This window comes from Tardiphaga sp. 20_F10_N6_6 (assembly GCF_052076045.1).
Lineage (GTDB): Bacteria > Pseudomonadota > Alphaproteobacteria > Rhizobiales > Xanthobacteraceae > Tardiphaga > Tardiphaga robiniae.
In genome coordinates this window covers 73237-89837 of the sequence record NZ_CP197239.1, presented here as the reverse complement: position 1 = coordinate 89837, position 16601 = coordinate 73237, and the positions used below count along the sequence as shown (strand labels likewise).

Genomic DNA, 16601 nt, shown 5'->3' with positions numbered 1-16601 from the left:
GATCCGCCATCCAACCTCAAACCATGTGTCCCCGCAAGCTCAGCTTCGCAAGGCCGCGTCCGTGCGATCAGGCAGTCCGCGTATGCTCCAGATCGAATTCCTCGATCTGCTTGGCGCGCTCCGTCTCTTTGCCGGCGCGGTGATCGGTGGCGATGGCCACGTAAACCGCGGGCAGCACGAACAACGTGAACAGCGTGCCGATCATCATGCCGGAGACGACCACGAGGCCGATCGAGAAGCGGCTCGCTGCACCAGCACCCGCCGCGGTGAGCAACGGCAACAGGCCGGTGACCATCGCGGCCGTGGTCATCAGGATCGGACGCAGACGCACGCGGGCAGCCATCTCGATGGCCGAACGACGATCGAGACCTTCCTTGAGCTGCAGTTCGTTGGCGAACTCCACCATCAGGATGCCGTGCTTCGAGATCAGACCGACCAGCGTCAGCAAGCCGACCTGGGTGTAGATGTTGATCGTCGCCATGCCGAAGAACAGCGGGATCAACGCGCCCAGGATCGCCATCGGCACCGTAATCATGATCACGAGCGGATCGCGCAGACTTTCGAACTGCGCTGCCAGCACCAGGAAGATGATGATCAGCGCGAAGCCGAACGCCACTGCCAGCTGATTGCCCTCCTGCACATATTGCCGGGAATCCGCGAGATAATCGTGGTTGAAACCCGACGGCAGTTGCTTGGCGGCCCCCTCAAGGAAGTCGACCGCCTGCCCCACTGTCACGCCGGGCATCGGCACCGCCTGGAAGGTCGCCGAATTCAGCTGGTTGTAGTGCGACAGCGCGTTCGGGTTGGTGCCCGTTTCGACCTTTACCAGCGTCGATAACGGCACCTGCTGACCCGTGATCGTCGGCACATAGTAGTTCGCCAGCGAATCCTGCGAGAGCCGCATGCCGCGCGGCACCTGCGGGATCACCTGATAGGAGCGCCCCTCGAGGTTGAAGCGGTTGGTGTAGTTGCCGCCGAGCAGCGTCGCCAGCGTATTGCCGATGCTCGACATCGTAATGCCGAGGTCGTTGGCCTTGGAGCGATCGATGGAGACGCGCACCACCGGCTGATTGAAATCGAGATCGCTGTCGCTGACAATGAACAGACCGCTCTTGCGCGCGGTGTCCTTCAACTTGACCATCTCTTCATAGACCGACTGGAAGCCGTTGGTCGAGCTGATCACCATCTGGATCGGCAGACCGCCGGGACCACCCGGCAGCGCCGGAAGGTTGAATGCGAAGGCGTTGACACCCTCGATCTTGCTGAGTTCGGCCTGCACCAGCGGCTTCAGCTGCGTGGACGAACGCTTGCGCTCGTCCCACGGCTTCAGCAGCATGCCGGCGATACCGTTGCTCGGACCGTTGGTGCCGTTGATGATGAAGCGCAGATCGGTTTCCGGGAACTTCTTGAACGCCTCGTCCATGCGGTCGCCATAGAAATCCGCGTAGTCGATGTTGGCGTATTTCGGTGCCTTGGTCACCGCAAACAGAATGCCCTGATCTTCCTCGGGCGCCAGCTCCTTCGACGTATTCATGTACATGAAGCCGACGAGACCGAGGATCACAACGGCGAACATGGCCGTGATGGGGCGATAGTCCAGCGAACGATCGAGCTGCCGGCCATACCAGCGCGTGGTGGCGCCGAACACCTTGTCCACCTTCTTGGCGAACCAGCCCGGCTCTTCCTGCTTCAACAGCACCGAGCACATCATCGGTGACAGCGTCAGCGCGATAACGCCGGATACGATCACCGAGCCCGCCAGCGTGAAGGCGAATTCGCGGAACAGCGCACCGGTCAAACCGCCGATGAAGCCGATCGGCGCATACACCGCCGCCAGCGTGATGGTCATGGAGATGACCGGACCAACGATCTCGCGCGCGCCTTCGAGCGACGCCTGCACCGGCGATTTGCCCTCCTCCAGATGGCGGTGGATGTTCTCCACCACCACGATGGCGTCGTCGACCACGAGGCCGATGGCGAGCACCATCGCCAGCAGGGTCAGCAGATTGATGCTGAAGCCCATGACGAGCATGAGGCTGCAGACGCCAACCAGCGACAGCGGAATCGTCACCACCGGAATGATGACCGAGCGGAACGAAGCCAGGAACAGGAAGATCACCACGATCACGATGCCGACGGCTTCGATCAGCGTGTGCTCGACTTCCTCGATCGACGACGTGATGAACTTGGTGGAATCGTAGGCGACCTTCATCTTCAGCGATGGCGGCAGGTTACGCTCGAGTTCGGGGAACAGCGCGCGCACGCCCTTGACGATGTTGAGCGGATTGCCGAGCGGCGTCGCCTGCACGCCGATAAAGATCGCGCGCTCGCCACTAAACGCCACGCTCGCGTCCGTACTCTGCGCGGCAAGCTCGATGGTGGCGATATCCTCCATACGGACAAAGCCACCGTCCTTGGCTTTCACCGTCATGCGCTTGAATTGCTCGACGTTCTGCAGGTCGGTATTCGCCGTCACATTGGAGACGATGTAATAGCCCTTGGTCTGACCTGCTGCCGCCTGGAAGTTGTTGGCGCGGATCGCCGCAGCGACATCGTCCGGAGATACACCGCGGCCCTGCATGCGTAGCGGATCGAGCCACAGGCGCATGGCGAAGGTCTGACCGCCGAGGATTTCGGCCGACGCCACGCCGTCCACCGTCGACAGGATCGGCTGCACAGCGCGCGTCAGGTAGTCGGAGATCGCCGAGCCGGACAGTTCCTCACTGGAGAAGCCGAGATACATCACCGCCGTCGTCGACCCCGTGGACTTCAGAATGACGGGGTCGTTCGCTTCGCGCGGGATCAGATATTTGACCGAATTGACCTTCGACAGCACTTCGGTGAGCGCAGCATTGGGATCGACGTTGAGCTTGATATAGACCGAGATCAGGCTCTGGCCCTGCGTCGATGCCGACGTCATGTAGTCGATGCCTTCAGCAGCCGCGACGGCCTGCTCGATCGGCGTGGTGATAAAGCCCTGCATCAGGTCCGGCGACGCGCCGGGATATACCGTGGTGACGGTGATCACGGTATTCGACAGTTTCGGATACTGACGGATCGGCAGGCTGGTTGCAGCCTTGAAACCGATCAGCAGGATCAGCAGGCTGACGACCAGCGCCAGCACCGGGCGCTTGATGAAGATATCCGTGAAGACCATTGCGGTCGCTCCGTCATCGGCACCGTCTGCCGGCCATCACAGGCCGCGCGACGATGCGAGAAAATTCATTCAGATGAACCGGGACGGACCGCATTTCGCGGCCCGTCCATCGGGTTTCAGTTCAGCGGCGGCTTCGCCGGAATCTGCGGCAATGGATCGGTCGAGATCGACACCAGCGCGCCGGACTGCAACTTGAGCTGTCCGACCGCCACGACGCGATCACCGGCTTTCAGGCCTTGCGTGATCACCGCACGGCCATCGATGCGGTCGCCCGTGCGCACGAAGGTGCGCACGGCCGAGAGCTCGGTCTTGCCATCGTCGGTCTTCTTCTCGGTGATCAGGTAAACCGAGTCACCATAGAGCGTGTAGTCGACTGCGGTTTCCGGCACGGTGATCACAGCCGGTTTGTCCGGCAGCACGACGGTCGTGGTCGCGAACATGCCCGGCTTCAGAATGCCTTCCGGATTCTGCAGCGTCGCCTGAACACGAATGTTGCGCGTATCCGCACTGATCTGCGGCTCGATCGTGGTGATCTTGCCCTCGAACTTGCGGCCCGGATAAGCGTCCACCGAAATGCGCACAGCCTGACCGACCTGCAGCTTGCCGGAGTCTTTTTCCGTGACCGTGAAGTTGTTGTAGACGGCGGACAGATCGGTGAGCGACACGATCTGCGTGCCGGCCGTCAGGTACTGGCCAACTTCGACCCGACGCGTGCCGAGCACGCCGTCGAACGGCGCGCGCACCTGCTTCTGCGAAATCACCGCTTCGGTCTTGGCGATATTGGCCTGTGCCTGATCATACGCCGCCTGCGTGGTGTCGACGGTGGCCTGCGGACCAACCTGACGCTCGGCGAGCTGTTTGGCGCGGTCGAGATTGATGCGCGCCACGGTGGCAGCCGCCTTGAAGTTGGCGAGGTCGCCCTGGTCCGGACCGTCGAACAGTTGCACCAGCGGCTGGCCGGCCTTGACGGTCGCGCCCGCGGTGAACTGGATGTCGGTAATGCGGCCGTTGACGTCGGAGGTGACGTTGACCTGATGCACAGCGGCGAGATCGCCGACGGCGCTGATCAGGTTGGGCACTACTTCGGACTTGGCATCCGCAACACTCACCACAGTCGGCGGCGGCTTCATGGTGGCGAAGAACTGCTTGATCATGTGGGCGCGGAACGCGTTGAAGCCCACCAGGCCGCCCACCAGGATCGCCAGCAGGATGCCGACGATGATGAACCAACGCACCATCCGCGGACGCGGACGGGGCTTCTCGACAGTCGCACGCGGCGCCGTAGTGCTGTTGGGTTCGGTCGTGAGTGTCATGTCATGCGCTTTCTGTCGTAGTCGCTGGCATCAGGTACGCCGGAAGCTCGCGATCGATATACGTCGCGATCGCCGTGTCTTTCAGTCCGATACCGCGGAGAATAAACTCACAAAGTTGCCGCTCGTTGTCGGCGGTGCTGGCATAAGGCAAACAGGGAACCGAGGGAAGGCGCGATAATGCCGCCATCATCGCGGTGTGGTGCGCGAACCAGAAAAGACCCATCGGCTCTTTTCCGATCCGGACCGCGTCGTTTGTCCGGACAGCGTCTTCAAGTGACGCCGTAAAGGTCGGGCCGATCAGCTCGCCGATCTTGTCAAACAGCAGCCGGGCGAATTCGCCGTCCTGCAACTGGCTGATGACCATTAGCCGCAGGCGCTGTGCCTCTTCATGATCGGGATCGGGATCGCGCGGAATGTCGAGGAAGTGCCCGACCATGCCGCGAATCAAAATCACCAGCGTCTCGGTCGACGGCGGCAGGCCGAGCAGCTTGTTCAGTCCGGGATCGGCTTCGCATTCCTCCGCCAGGATCTCGGCATAGAGCGCCGACTTGGTCGGGAAGTGCTTGAACAGCAAGCCTTCCGAAATCGACGCCGCAGCCGCCACGCTCTTGGTCGTAGTGCCGGCAAATCCATTGCGCGCAAAGCATCGCTTCGCCGCGCTGAGGATCAGCTCGCGCCTGAGGTCATGGGTCATTCGAAGTGTGCTCATAGCGTCGTGAGTAAGCACTCACCTCTATTCGTGTCAAGAAAATGGTGCATCGCATCCGGAGAATGACTGCAGGTGGTATCTGGCCGCCACAGTGTTGCATTCTCGCGACGCCAATGCGCCCGAGTTATGCGGCCCCCTCAAGATGAGGTGTGGTAGCGCGCCGTGAGGCACAAAGGGTGGTTTTTATCGCGATCCGCTCCGCCGGAACGCCGGTAATCCGCAACCGCGCAACGCCACACCGCAGACAAGTTTACGCAGTCTGCGACTGCTATGGGCGATTTCTGTCCCCGGGACCGTGCTTCCTGGGACGTGGCGCCGGCCGGTTTCCCCGCTTTTGCTTGTCCCAGTCCAGCCGTTTCCGTCAGAGCCTGTAGTGGGCCCGGACGGCTACCCAGGGCCTCCCGAGTGCGCGAGGGAACGTCTCCTCCCGCCCGTAGACGCCGCAATCCCAGCTCCACCTCAAGACGCCTCTAGAAGCGCCCTCGCGAACTGGATGAGCGGAGGACAATCCTTCTAGGTATATTGTCAAGATATATAGGAAAAAATGTTTAAGCTCTACCCTCTCAATTGTCATTCCGGGCTCGCGCAAGAGCGCGCCCCGGGAATGTTGAGAGGTTCGTGCGTTTCGGCACTACACCGTGAGTTACACCACCGTCTTGTGACGCTCAATGCAGGTCGTCAGCACCTCGTCCATCGACTTGCTCCACCAGTTCTCTGAGAAGATTTCGATCTCGGAGTAACCGGCGAAGCCCTGCGCCTCGACAGCCGCGCGGGCGGATTTGATATCGATCACGCCGTCGCCCATCATGCCGCGGTCGTTGAGGATATCCTTGGTCGGCACCAGCCAGTCGCAGACGTGAAATGCGAGCAGACGATCCTGTCCTGCCCGCGCGATCTGCGCATGCAGCTCCGGGTCCCACCAGATGTGATAGACGTCGAGGGCGACGCCAAGCATACCGGTGCGGTTGGGATCGAGCCGGTCGCAGATGTCGAGCGCCTGTTCGGTGGTGTTCACGCAGGCGCGATCGGCGGCGTAAGCCGGATGCAGCGGCTCGATGGCCAGCGGCATCTTTGCCTGCCTGGCGTATTCCATCATCTCGGCGATGCCATCATCGACCTGCGCACGCGCATTGATGATGTTCTTCGACGGCGCAGAGCCCGGCCGCGAATATTGCGGCAGGCCGCCGACGACCAGCACGATGCACGGTGAGCCCAATGCCACCGCTTCATCGACGCAGCGCTTGTTGTCGTCGCGCTGCTGCTGGCGATGGGCTTCGTCCGAGACGAACATGCCGCCGCGGCAATAGCCGGACAGTTCGAGGTCGTGGTCCCGCAGCGCCTTCACGGCCTTGTCGAGGCCGACATGAGCGACCTGGTCACGCCACGGCGAAACGCCGCGGATCTTGTGCCGGGCACAGGCTTCTGCAATGACGACAAAGTCGCCCTGCTTGCGGACCGTCGCCGTGTTCAGCGACAGCCAGCGATGGTCGTTGGAAAAGTCACGCATCTCAGGCTTCGATCCCACGTGTTGCCATGATCGCCTTCATGCGCTGCGTCGCCAGTTCGGGATTGGCCAAGAGACCGCCCTTGTCGGCGAGACGGAACAGTTCGGCGAGATGCTGAGTCGAGCGCGTACTCTCCTGCCCGCCGATCATGGTGAAGTGATCCTGATGGCCGTTGAGATAGGCCATGAACACGATGCCCGTCTTGTAGAACCGCGTCGGCGCCTTGAAGATATGACGCGACAGCGGCACTGTCGGGCCGAGCACGTCGTGGAAGCCGGCCTCGTCGCCCGCAGCGAGACGCGACAGCGCATAGGACGCCGCCGGCGCGATGGCATCGAAGATACCGAGCAGCGCATGGGAGAAGCCCTTATCGTCTCCGGCGATCAATTCTGCATAGTTGAAATCATCGCCGGTATACATCTTCACTTCGGGCCTGAGACGGCGACGCATATCGATCTCGCGCTGTGCATCGAGCAGCGACACCTTGACGCCATCGACCTTGGCGGCGTTACGGTTGATGACGTCGACGGCAATGTCCATCGCGGTGTCGAGGCTCGGCGTACCCCAGTAATTGGCCAGCGCCGGATCGAACATGTCGCCGAGCCAGTGGATGATCACCGGCTGCGCCGACTGCGACAGGATACGGTCATAGACGCGACCGTAATCCTCGGCGCTCTTGCCGAGCTTTGCCAGCGCACGCGACGCCATCAGGATGATGCGGCCGCCGACCTTCTCGATCGCTTCGAACTGCTGTTCATAGGCCTTGATCACGTCGTCGATCGACTTGGCATCTTCCACCGCAAGGTGATCAGTACCGGCGCCGGAGAACACCAGCGCACCACGCGGCTTCGCCGCCGCGACGGAGCGCGTGATGAGTTCGAGCGAGGTCGGCCAGTCCATACCCATGCCGCGCTGCGCGGTGTCCATCGCTTCTGCGACGCCGAGACCGAGATCCCAGACGTGTTCACGAAATGCGATGGTGCGGTCCCAATCGATGGTCTGATTGAGCCACGGATCGCATTCCGCCAGCGGGTCGGCAACGATATGTGCCGCCGAGAAAGCGATGCGGTTCAGCGTGCCTTCCAGCTTGGCCGGAAACGTGCGCGACGCTGCGAGACGATAGGTCTCGATCGAACGATCGGCCTTCGGCAGTTTCAGCGACAGCGTTGAGCCGGTGGACGTGGGCATGACTGGCTTGTTCATGACGAACCTCAGACCTTGAGCGTGGGAACGTCGATCCAGCGACGCTCCTTCCAGCTTTCCAGCGCGCATTCGACGAGCTGCACGCCCTTGGCGCCTTCGAGCAGCGTGTACTTGTAGGGCGCATCCTCGCAGACGTGACGGATGAACATTTCCCACTGTTCCTTGAAGCCGTTGTCATAGACGGCGTTGTCTGGAACCTTCTGCCAGTCGGCATAGAAGTCGTGGGTACGCTTCTCGTCGGGATTCCAGATCGGGCGCGGCGTCGCCTGACGGGCCTGGATCATGCACTCGGTGAGACCGGCCACGGCCGAACCGTGGGTCCCGTCGACCTGGAAGGTCACGAGATCATCGCGATAGACGCGCGTCGCCCAGGACATGTTCATGTGGGCGATGACGCCGCCCTTCAGCTTGAAGGTGGCGTAGGCAGAGTCGTCGGCAGTGGCCGTGTACTTCTTGCCCTGCTCGTCCCAGCGCGCCGGGATGTCGGTGGTGCCCAAGCACGTCAGGCTCTCGACTTCGCCGAACAGGTTGTCGAGCACGTAACGCCAATGGCAGACCATATCGAGGATCATGCCGCCGCCGTCTTCAGCGCGGTAGTTCCACGACGGGCGCTGGGCTTCTTGCCAATCGCCTTCGAACACCCAGTAGCCGAACTCGCCGCGTACCGAGAGCATCTTGCCGAAGAAGCCAGAGTCACGGAGCATCGCAAGCTTCTTCAGGCCGGGCAGGAACAGCTTGTCCTGCACCGTACCGTGCTTAAGGCCCTTGGCATTGGCCTTCTTGATGACGTCGAGCGCGGCTTCGAGATTGGTCGCGATCGGCTTCTCGCAATAGATGTGCTTGCCGGCCTCGATGGCGCGGTTGAGCAGGCCCGGGCGTGCCTGCGTGGTCGCCGCGTCGAAGAAGATGCTGTCGTTCTTGTCGGCGAAAGCCTTGTCGAGATCAGTGGTCCAGCGCTCGATGCCGTACTTCTTGGCGAGGCCTTCGATCTTCTCGGCATTGCGACCGACCAGGATCGGATCCGGCATCATGCGGTCGCCGTTCTTCAGGGTCACGCCGCCCTGCGCACGGATCGCGACGATCGAGCGCACGAGATGCTGGTTGAGACCCATACGGCCGGTGATGCCGTTCATGATGATGCCGAGGCGGTGGACAGCCATAGTCAGGACTCCTGGAGAACTTTAGTTTGAGAATGATCGGATGAAGCGAGCTGGAGTGGCGCCAGCGCCGACCAGTCCGGATGTGCGCCGGATGCAAATCCGGCAGAGGTCAGCGATCCCGTGAGGAGATCGCCGTCGTGAATCGATAGACGGATGGTGTCGCCGTCGCGGCGGTAGAGATCGGCATGCGCCGTCAGGAAGGCCTCGGCCTCCTCCGCTGGTGCAGTACCGAAACCATCGACGTAGTGATGGCCGTTGCGCTCGGCATGGGTGACGCCAATCAGCGCGCCAAGCGCGAGATCCTGCTGCACGCCAAGCCCGGCCTGGCAGGTGAGATCCTCGCCGGTGATGAAATGGTTGACACCCTGCGCGCTCCACGCGGCAGCACGGGTCGCATTTGCAATCGACTTGTAGAAGCCCTTGCAGGATTTCGAGGAGATGCCGCGATAGCCCAACGCCTTGGCGGCGGGGAATGCATCCCAATTGTCGTCAGCCTCATCAATGATGAAATTGCGCGACGACAATTGGCCGAGCGGCGACTCGCGCGTGATATCGCGCGGCATCGGCTGCTCGATGTAAAGTAGCCTGGATGCAATCGGCGCCAGTGCGCTGTCATTGTCGAGGCGATCGACCAGCGCGCCGAGCGCGTTGAGATCGGCATATTGCTCGTTGGCGTCGAGCGTCACCTGATAATCGTAAGGCAGCGTCGTCAGCGCATTTCCGATCCGGGTCAAACGTGCGGCGTCTGCCGCGGGATCGCCGTTCATCTTGAGCTTGAAGTATCGTGCGCCGCTATTCTCAAGGGGGTCGGCGACACCGCCCTCGCCTTCGATCACATCATCGAGGCCGACGGTGTGGCGCAGCGCGACGCGCTCAAGCCGGTGACGGCTGGCCAGGAACGTCGCGATGTCGTCGGCGCCGAGATCGGGAGCAAGACGCGCGGTAAGACCGGCGACGTTGGCCTTCATGCCCGTGAAGAAATCCGTGCCCAAGCCACGCAGCAGTGCGTCGAGCACAGCCTTGTCGATTTCCGCCGGACCGAAGCTTGCAGCCAGCGGTGGAATGTCCAGTTCGGCGCCGGCCTTCATCTGGTCGCCGATGCAGGCCGCATACAGACCAAAGGCCGAAATGAAACCCGACTGCGCGCGATAGAGCTCTTTCGCGATGACCAGCGACTGCCGCAGCTCGTTCACGGTGTCGTCAATGGCCAGATGCGGCCGCTTGTCGAACCACTTCGGCACCATCAGCTCGGCCGAGGCGCCAACGAACACGCCCTTGCCTTCGACCTCCAGCTCAACCCGCACGAAAGCCTGCGGCGCGGCATTGACCGTCACGGCGCCAAAGCGAAACGGCCGCACGAATGCCACGTGGCGCTCGAACAGCGTAATGTCTCGCAAGGCGATCCGTGCCGACATGGACATGGGCGCTAGTCCAGCGTGCTGTTGGTCATGAAGTGCTTGCGGATTCGCGCGACCAGATCGGTGAAGATCGGGTTCGACATCGCATCGAGCGTGCGCTCGCGGCCGAGCGGCACGTCATAGATCGCGGCAATGCCGCCGGGGCGCTCGGTCATGACCAACACCTTGTCGGCAAGGAACACCGCTTCCGGGATCGAATGGGTGATGAGGAGAATCGTCTTGCCGGTGGTGCGCTGGATGCGCGACAGCTCGACATTCATCTTCTCGCGCGTCATGGCGTCGAGCGCGCCGAACGGCTCGTCCATCATCATGATCTTGGGATCGTGCACGAGCGCGCGGCAGATCGAGGCGCGCTGCTGCATGCCGCCGGACAGCTGCCACGGCAACTTCTTCTCGAAACCTTCGAGGCCGACCATCTTCAGAAGCTGCTTGGCGCGGTCCATATACTGCGCGCGCGGCAGGTTCTTCATGTCGATGGGCATCAACACGTTGTTGATGATGTTCCGCCACGGCAGCAGCAGCGCATTCTGGAACACGATGCCGACATCGCCATGGGGTTCGGTGACCTTGTTACCGTCGACGTGGATTTCGCCGGATGTCGGCGCGAGAAGGCCGGAGATCAGTTTGAGCAGTGTGGACTTGCCGCAGCCGGAAGGTCCGACCACGACGAAGAACTCACCGTCATTGATGTGGAAGTCCAGGGGGCGCAGCGACTGCACCTGGCCGTCGCCGGTCCCATAGGTCTTGGAGACGCCGGAGAGATTGATCCCCGACGCCGTCGATGGCGCGGACTGCTCGGATACGACGCGAAGATGCGCACTCGGTTGATCGACGCTCATGGTCCTCATCGCTGCAGTCATTACGGCTAGTCCTGTTGGTTTCGTCAGTTCGGTCGAGATAACCGGGCCGGTTATTTCGGCAGATATTCGTTGGTGTAGAAGGCCTTCGGATTGTCCTTGGCCTTGGCTTCCAGACCGCCGTATTCGACCATCAGCTCCACCGATTCCTTCATGTTCTGATCGGTGACCTGGAACGGGCGCTTACCCTTGGTTTCCGGCGTGGTGTAGAGCGGGATGGTGAGCTCGAAGCCCTGGGTCAGGGTCTCGATCTTGCCGCCCTTCGGGTTGGCATCGAGGATCGACTGCGCGGCAGCCTTCGGCTCCTTCGACGCAGCTTCGACGGCCTTGGTGGTGGCCGACATGAAGCGCTTCACGAGATCCGGATTGGCCTTGGCATAGTCGGTATTGGTGACGATGCCCGACGACACCAGATGAATGCCGTAATCGGCAAACTTGATCGGATACACATCCTTGCCGGTGGCATCCTTGATCTTCATGGACTGGTCCATGACGTAGCCGAGCAGCAGATCAGCCTGGCCGTTGATGACGGCGTTGAGCTTGGTCTGTCCGTCGCCGGCGACGGTCTTGAAATCGGATTCCTTGAGGCCGGCCTTCTTGAGGAACAGCGGCCAGATCTGGGTCATGGAATCCGCCGGCGTGATCGCCACGGTCTTGCCCTTGATGTCGTCCGGCTTCCTGATGTTCTTGTCGACGAAGCCCATCACCGACATGGCCGAGGTCTGCAGCAGCACGCCGGTGGCGATCACCGGGGCGCCCTTCACGGCTGCGCGCATCATGGTGGGAACGTCGACATAGCCGAAGTTCACGCTCTTGGCGGCAACGGCCTGCACGGTGGCCGCCGAACCGCGGCCTTCCTGGATGTCGAGATCGATGCCTTCGGCTTCATAGATGCCCTTGGCCTTGCCGTAATAGAACGGCGAATGCTCACCATAGACATACCAGTTGAGCATCAGCGTCACCTTGTCGGCGGCAGCCGCCGGCGTGGCGAGTGCGAGCGAGAGCGTGATCGCAGCAGTCGAAACAGCAGTAACCCATTTCAGCATTTTTAGCCTCCCATTGAAGCAGGTGATCGCGGCCCGTTTCGCCGGACCGCTTGTTTGGAATTGCAGGTCCCGATCAGGACCCGATGAAAACATCCGCGCGCTGGCTGACGTGCCAGGGAATCGCAAAGCGTTCGATACGATCGACCAGCCAGAACAGAATGACGCCGAGCAGCGCGAGGATCACGAGAGCCGCAAACATCGTCGGCAGATCGAAGGTGCCGATGGAGCGCTGCAGCACATAACCGATGCCGGAATTGGAGCCGACGAATTCACCGACCACCGCGCCGACGACGGCGAGCGTGACGGACACCTTGAGACCGGAGAAGATCGCCGGCAGTGCGTGTGGCAGGTTCACCGCGCAGAACACGCGCAAGCGGCTGCCCTTCATGGCGCGGGCGAGATCGACCATATCGGGATCGACCGACTTGAACCCCTGCACCGCCGACACGACGACGGGAAAGAAACCGAGCAGAAATGCCGCGATGATCTTCGGCACGATGCCGAAGCCGAACCACACCACGAACAAGGGCGCGATGGCGACTTTGGGAATCGACTGCGAGAACACCAGCAGCGGATAGACATAGCTTTCGACGGTCCGCGAACCGGCGATCAGCATGGCAATCGGGATGCCGAACACGGCGGATGCAAGGAAGCCGAGCAGTGTCGCGTAAGTCGTCGGCCCTGACTGCGCAAGCAGTTCGGGCCAGTCGGTATAGAGCACCTTCACGACGTCGCCGGGCGCAGGGATTTGATAGGCGGGAATGTTGAAGATGCGGATCGCGAGATCCCAGCCGACCACGATCATCACCAGCAACAGGAATGGGCGCAGCCATGAGGCGTTCAGCAGCTTCGATATACTGCCGGGTGCTTTCTTCTCACTCACGCGTCTCGTCTCCCAGATGCCGGCTTCGCGGTCGCATTTAACTCGTTGGATAAATACAGCGCATGGCTTCACCGTTGTCAATTGGCCGCTTAACTAGCGAAAATTACACAATGATTTCAGGCGCTTTGGCGGGCCGAGGTGTGGACAACCGTCGCCGGCGGGAGCTGGAATTCGGCCACGGATCGGCCGGTGAGCGCCGCCAGGACGAGCGCCACCATATGCGCCAGCCGCTCGTCCCTCGCCTCCTTCGCCAGGAGATCCCTGCCGAAAATCACGCTGAGCGTGGCATTGTTGCCGATATAGAAAAAGCTCAGCGCGGCGATGGAAATGTAGAGCTGCACCGGATCCATCGCGACCTTGAAATCGCCTGACGCGACGCCGCGCAAAACCACCGTGCGGATCATCTCCACGAAGGGCGAATGCATCGACTTCACCTTCGTGGAGCGCTTGATGTGCTTCGCGCGCTCCAGATTCTCGGTGTTGAGCAGCGCGAGGAATTCCGGGTTGCGGATAAAATAGTTCCAGGTGAAGGCGATCAGGCTCTCGATGGCCTCAGGCGGATCGAGATGTTCGAGATCGAGCGTGCGTTCTTCGGCGCGGATCTGCTCATAGGCACCTTCGAGTACCGCAAGATAGAGCGCATCCTTGTTGCCGACGTGATAGTAGAGCATGCGTTTGTTGGCGCCGGCCTGTGCGGCGATGCGATCAACGCGCGCACCGGCGAGACCCTTGCTCGCGAATTCCTTCTTGGCAGCCTCGAGAATGCGCAGACGCATCCCTTCCGGGTCACGCTGCCACTTCAATGCTTTCTTCGGCGCTTTTTTAGTTGTTTTTACCAAACCCGGATCCCGTCGCTCAGCGGAATGACGCAACAGCCGCACGTCTATCGCGTGTAGCATGCGTTTGCCCGCTTGAGAACAAAGCATGTTCTGGGCCATATGCGCAAACGGGCATCGCCTTTTGCGGGTGCCGTCGCTATCACTGCCCTGCCCCAACCGGACCTGCTTGTGCCTGCCATCATCACAGACCCGTTCTTCTATGCCGTCGCCATTCCGGCGGTGATTTTCCTTGGCCTCTCCAAAGGCGGCTTCTCCGGCGTCGGCATTGCCGCCACGCCGCTACTGGCGCTGTATCTGCCACCGCTGGAAGCGGCTGCCTTGCTGCTGCCGGTGCTGATCACGCAGGACCTGATCTCGATCTACGTCTATCGCCGCGAGTGGGACGCCTCGAATCTGAAAATCATGCTGCCCGGCGCCGTCGCCGGCATGACGCTGGCGTGGCTGCTCGCCTCCTATATTTCCGACAATGCTGTGCGCATCACCGTCGGTTTGATCGGCCTCATCTTCGTGATCGATGTCTGGCGCAAGCGCGCGAGGATCGAACCGACCCGCATGGGTCCGGCCGGCGGCGTATTCTGGGGCGCGGTATCGGGCTTCACATCCTTCATGACCCAGGCCGGCGGCCCGCCGTTCCAGGTCTATGTGCTGCCGCAGCGGCTGCCGAAGCTGGTGCTGGTCGGGACCACGACGATCTTCTTCGCCGTGGTCAACGCGCTGAAGATCGTGCCCTATTTCGCGCTCGGCCAATTCCACGCCGGCAATTTCGCGACATCGCTTGCACTGCTGCCGATGGCCATCATTGCGAACTTCATGGGCATCTGGCTCGTGAAGCACACGCCCACCAATCTGTTCTACAACATCGCCTATGCGCTGCTGCTGGTGATCTCGCTGGTGCTGCTATGGCAGGGTTGTTCGATGTTGTGGCGGTAGTTCGCCCGACCTGCAGAAAACCACTTGACGAACTGTAAGCTAATAGCTTACAGTTCGGGCAGTCGATCCGTAGCCGTCGAGGCGCCTGTGATCAGATCCTTCATACATCCCGGTCTGAACGAGCTCTGGAGCAGGAAGACGTCAGCCAAGATTGACAAAAAAATGCATGGCCGCATTCTCCGCCGGCTCGACATGCTGGACGTCGCAACCTTGCCGGCCGAGATGGGCCTGCCCGGCTTCAACTTCCATCCACTGCGCGGCAAACCAGAGCGTTATTCCGTTCACGTCAACGGACCATGGTGCATCACATTCGAATTCGAGGCCGGCGATGCGCTTCGTGTCGACTTCGAGCAGTATCACTAAGGGCGCTTCGCGCCGGGGATCAAGGAGAGCCACGATGGTTGAGCAAAATGCCAAGCGCAGCGCGTCCCGCTGCCCGACCCATCCAGGCGCCGTGCTGCGCGAAGACGTGATCCCCGCCGTCAAGCGATCCAAGACCGAGATCGCCCGCCTGCTCGGCATTTCCCGCCAGCATCTGCACGACATCCTCGAAGAGAAGAAACCAATCTCACCCGAGGTCGCGGTCCGGATCGGCAAATTGTTTGGCAACGGTGCTGGCATCTGGGTGCGGATGCAGGCAGCCTATGACACATGGCACGCCGAACAGACTGTCGACGTCAGCGGGATCGAGACGCTGAAGGTCGCTTGATGGCGCTCACACATCCTTCCCCGTCCGCTCGATCAGCAGCGTCGGAATTCCGCAGGTGCCATCGCGGAGGCTGACAACACGGGTGCCCGGCTTGCGGCCACTACGCACCTCCGACACGTTGACATGCGCGGCGAGCAAGCGCTCGCGGACGGCATCCGCGTCAGCGACGCGCCAGGTCATGCCCCAGAGCTTGTCGCGATTCTTGTCGGCCTTGTCGTCGGGGCGATGCACGACCTCGACGATCAGATCGCCGCAGCGGAAGAACATCAGATGGCCCCACTCCGGATTGGAGCGATCCAGTGCCATGTCGAGGCCCAGTCGCGCGCCATAGAGCGCAGCGGCGCGCTCCGGATCCTGCGTGGCAACAACGATATGGTCGAGGCCAAGGAACGGCGCATCGCCCACCGGGGGCGACACCGGACGCTCGTCGGACAGTTCGAGAAAGAATTGCCGGACGCCGCGCGTCGCGTCCGTCGCCGCACGGGTACGCTTCCAGGAGAGTGTGGCGCCGGTCTCGGTATCCCTGCTCTCGACCTCGGCGATGGGATCAGGCTTCAGCGCCAGGCGATCGAGCCGGCGATGCATCCCAGCGATATCGCCAGTCCGGAAACAGATGCTGGCCAGCGTCGCACCCTGCTCCGGCAGCACGGCCCTGATGCGATCGGCGGCCGGGCCGTGACCGACAGGTGCCATCAGCTCGACCGACATGTTGGCCACCGTGAAGATCGCCATGGCCGCACCGTCGCTGGTGCTGCGCCAGGCGGGCGCGCGGGCGAACAGGGTCTGATAGGTGGCGATCCCCACCTCCAGGTCCTCCAGCAAAATGACGACGTGATCCAGCCCGGTGATCATCGCATCCCTCCCGTCTTCGT

At 61.7% G+C, this 16601-nt stretch carries 15 protein-coding genes; 3 read left to right on the top strand and 12 right to left on the bottom strand.

The genetic code is table 11. The features are described 5' to 3' along the window. Nucleotides 1-67: 67 nt before the first annotated feature. From AB7813_RS00300 to AB7813_RS00250, 11 genes are all read right to left on the bottom strand, one after another. Nucleotides 68-3157, bottom strand: coding sequence for a MexW/MexI family multidrug efflux RND transporter permease subunit (locus AB7813_RS00300; RefSeq protein WP_441227858.1), 3090 nt, complete (start codon nucleotides 3155-3157; stop codon nucleotides 68-70). A gap of 116 nt (nucleotides 3158-3273) precedes the next feature. Further along, nucleotides 3274-4470 (bottom strand): efflux RND transporter periplasmic adaptor subunit, encoded by a 1197-nt coding sequence (locus tag AB7813_RS00295; protein WP_089266964.1) that lies wholly within the window; start codon nucleotides 4468-4470, stop codon nucleotides 3274-3276. 1 nt (nucleotide 4471) lies between these two features. Next, nucleotides 4472-5179: a TetR/AcrR family transcriptional regulator gene (locus tag AB7813_RS00290; RefSeq protein WP_439061344.1), complete on the bottom strand. Its 708-nt coding sequence runs from the start codon at nucleotides 5177-5179 to the stop codon at nucleotides 4472-4474. 643 nt (nucleotides 5180-5822) lie between these two features. Next, the gene (locus tag AB7813_RS00285) at nucleotides 5823-6686 is read right to left on the bottom strand and encodes a sugar phosphate isomerase/epimerase family protein (protein ID WP_441227857.1); all 864 of its coding nucleotides are present in this window, start codon (nucleotides 6684-6686) and stop codon (nucleotides 5823-5825) included. Between the two features lies 1 nt (nucleotide 6687). Next, nucleotides 6688-7887: a dihydrodipicolinate synthase family protein gene (locus tag AB7813_RS00280; RefSeq protein ID WP_441227856.1), complete on the bottom strand. Its 1200-nt coding sequence runs from the start codon at nucleotides 7885-7887 to the stop codon at nucleotides 6688-6690. An 8-nt stretch (nucleotides 7888-7895) separates the two neighbouring features. Further along, nucleotides 7896-9047: a Gfo/Idh/MocA family protein gene (locus tag AB7813_RS00275; protein ID WP_089266960.1), complete on the bottom strand. Its 1152-nt coding sequence runs from the start codon at nucleotides 9045-9047 to the stop codon at nucleotides 7896-7898. 2 nt (nucleotides 9048-9049) lie between these two features. After that, the gene (locus AB7813_RS00270) at nucleotides 9050-10462 is read right to left on the bottom strand and encodes a hypothetical protein (RefSeq protein ID WP_441228964.1); all 1413 of its coding nucleotides are present in this window, start codon (nucleotides 10460-10462) and stop codon (nucleotides 9050-9052) included. A gap of 11 nt (nucleotides 10463-10473) precedes the next feature. Next, nucleotides 10474-11325, bottom strand: coding sequence for an ABC transporter ATP-binding protein (locus AB7813_RS00265; protein WP_441227855.1), 852 nt, complete (start codon nucleotides 11323-11325; stop codon nucleotides 10474-10476). 50 nt (nucleotides 11326-11375) lie between these two features. After that, the gene (locus AB7813_RS00260; RefSeq protein WP_441227854.1) at nucleotides 11376-12368 is read right to left on the bottom strand and encodes an ABC transporter substrate-binding protein; all 993 of its coding nucleotides are present in this window, start codon (nucleotides 12366-12368) and stop codon (nucleotides 11376-11378) included. Nucleotides 12369-12441: 73 nt separating this feature from the next. Next, a complete protein-coding gene (locus AB7813_RS00255; RefSeq protein ID WP_246297556.1) occupies nucleotides 12442-13173 on the bottom strand; it encodes an ABC transporter permease in 732 nt (243 codons plus the stop codon). Between the two features lie 194 nt (nucleotides 13174-13367). Beyond that, nucleotides 13368-14027, bottom strand: coding sequence for a TetR/AcrR family transcriptional regulator (locus tag AB7813_RS00250; RefSeq protein WP_309949136.1), 660 nt, complete (start codon nucleotides 14025-14027; stop codon nucleotides 13368-13370). Between the two features lie 231 nt (nucleotides 14028-14258). On the opposite strand from AB7813_RS00250, the gene AB7813_RS00245 reads away from it, so the two are divergent. The 3 genes from AB7813_RS00245 to AB7813_RS00235 all read left to right on the top strand — a co-directional run bounded on the left by AB7813_RS00245 (nucleotide 14259) and on the right by AB7813_RS00235 (nucleotide 15729). Beyond that, entirely contained in the window at nucleotides 14259-15020 is a 762-nt protein-coding gene (locus AB7813_RS00245; protein WP_120291166.1) for a sulfite exporter TauE/SafE family protein, read from the top strand. Nucleotides 15021-15107: 87 nt separating this feature from the next. Beyond that, the gene (locus AB7813_RS00240; protein WP_231077406.1) at nucleotides 15108-15383 is read left to right on the top strand and encodes a type II toxin-antitoxin system RelE/ParE family toxin; all 276 of its coding nucleotides are present in this window, start codon (nucleotides 15108-15110) and stop codon (nucleotides 15381-15383) included. 34 nt (nucleotides 15384-15417) lie between these two features. Continuing rightward, nucleotides 15418-15729: a HigA family addiction module antitoxin gene (locus AB7813_RS00235; RefSeq protein ID WP_089266955.1), complete on the top strand. Its 312-nt coding sequence runs from the start codon at nucleotides 15418-15420 to the stop codon at nucleotides 15727-15729. A gap of 6 nt (nucleotides 15730-15735) precedes the next feature. On the opposite strand, the gene AB7813_RS00230 is transcribed toward AB7813_RS00235, so the two are convergent. Further along, nucleotides 15736-16581 (bottom strand): VOC family protein, encoded by an 846-nt coding sequence (locus AB7813_RS00230; protein ID WP_439057888.1) that lies wholly within the window; start codon nucleotides 16579-16581, stop codon nucleotides 15736-15738. Nucleotides 16582-16601: the final 20 nt, after the last annotated feature.

Coding starts and splice junctions, on each gene's coding strand:
- AB7813_RS00300 (WP_441227858.1), bottom strand. CDS start 3,157: ATGGTCTTCACGGATATCTTCATCAAGCGCCCGGTGCTGGCGCTGGTC.
- AB7813_RS00295 (WP_089266964.1), bottom strand. CDS start 4,470: ATGACACTCACGACCGAACCCAACAGCACTACGGCGCCGCGTGCGACT.
- AB7813_RS00290 (WP_439061344.1), bottom strand. CDS start 5,179: ATGAGCACACTTCGAATGACCCATGACCTCAGGCGCGAGCTGATCCTC.
- AB7813_RS00285 (WP_441227857.1), bottom strand. CDS start 6,686: ATGCGTGACTTTTCCAACGACCATCGCTGGCTGTCGCTGAACACGGCG.
- AB7813_RS00280 (WP_441227856.1), bottom strand. CDS start 7,887: ATGAACAAGCCAGTCATGCCCACGTCCACCGGCTCAACGCTGTCGCTG.
- AB7813_RS00275 (WP_089266960.1), bottom strand. CDS start 9,047: ATGGCTGTCCACCGCCTCGGCATCATCATGAACGGCATCACCGGCCGT.
- AB7813_RS00270 (WP_441228964.1), bottom strand. CDS start 10,462: ATGTCGGCACGGATCGCCTTGCGAGACATTACGCTGTTCGAGCGCCAC.
- AB7813_RS00265 (WP_441227855.1), bottom strand. CDS start 11,325: ATGACTGCAGCGATGAGGACCATGAGCGTCGATCAACCGAGTGCGCAT.
- AB7813_RS00260 (WP_441227854.1), bottom strand. CDS start 12,368: ATGCTGAAATGGGTTACTGCTGTTTCGACTGCTGCGATCACGCTCTCG.
- AB7813_RS00255 (WP_246297556.1), bottom strand. CDS start 13,173: ATGATCGTGGTCGGCTGGGATCTCGCGATCCGCATCTTCAACATTCCC.
- AB7813_RS00250 (WP_309949136.1), bottom strand. CDS start 14,027: ATGCGTCTGCGCATTCTCGAGGCTGCCAAGAAGGAATTCGCGAGCAAG.
- AB7813_RS00235 (WP_089266955.1), top strand. CDS start 15,418: ATGGTTGAGCAAAATGCCAAGCGCAGCGCGTCCCGCTGCCCGACCCAT.
- AB7813_RS00230 (WP_439057888.1), bottom strand. CDS start 16,581: ATGATCACCGGGCTGGATCACGTCGTCATTTTGCTGGAGGACCTGGAG.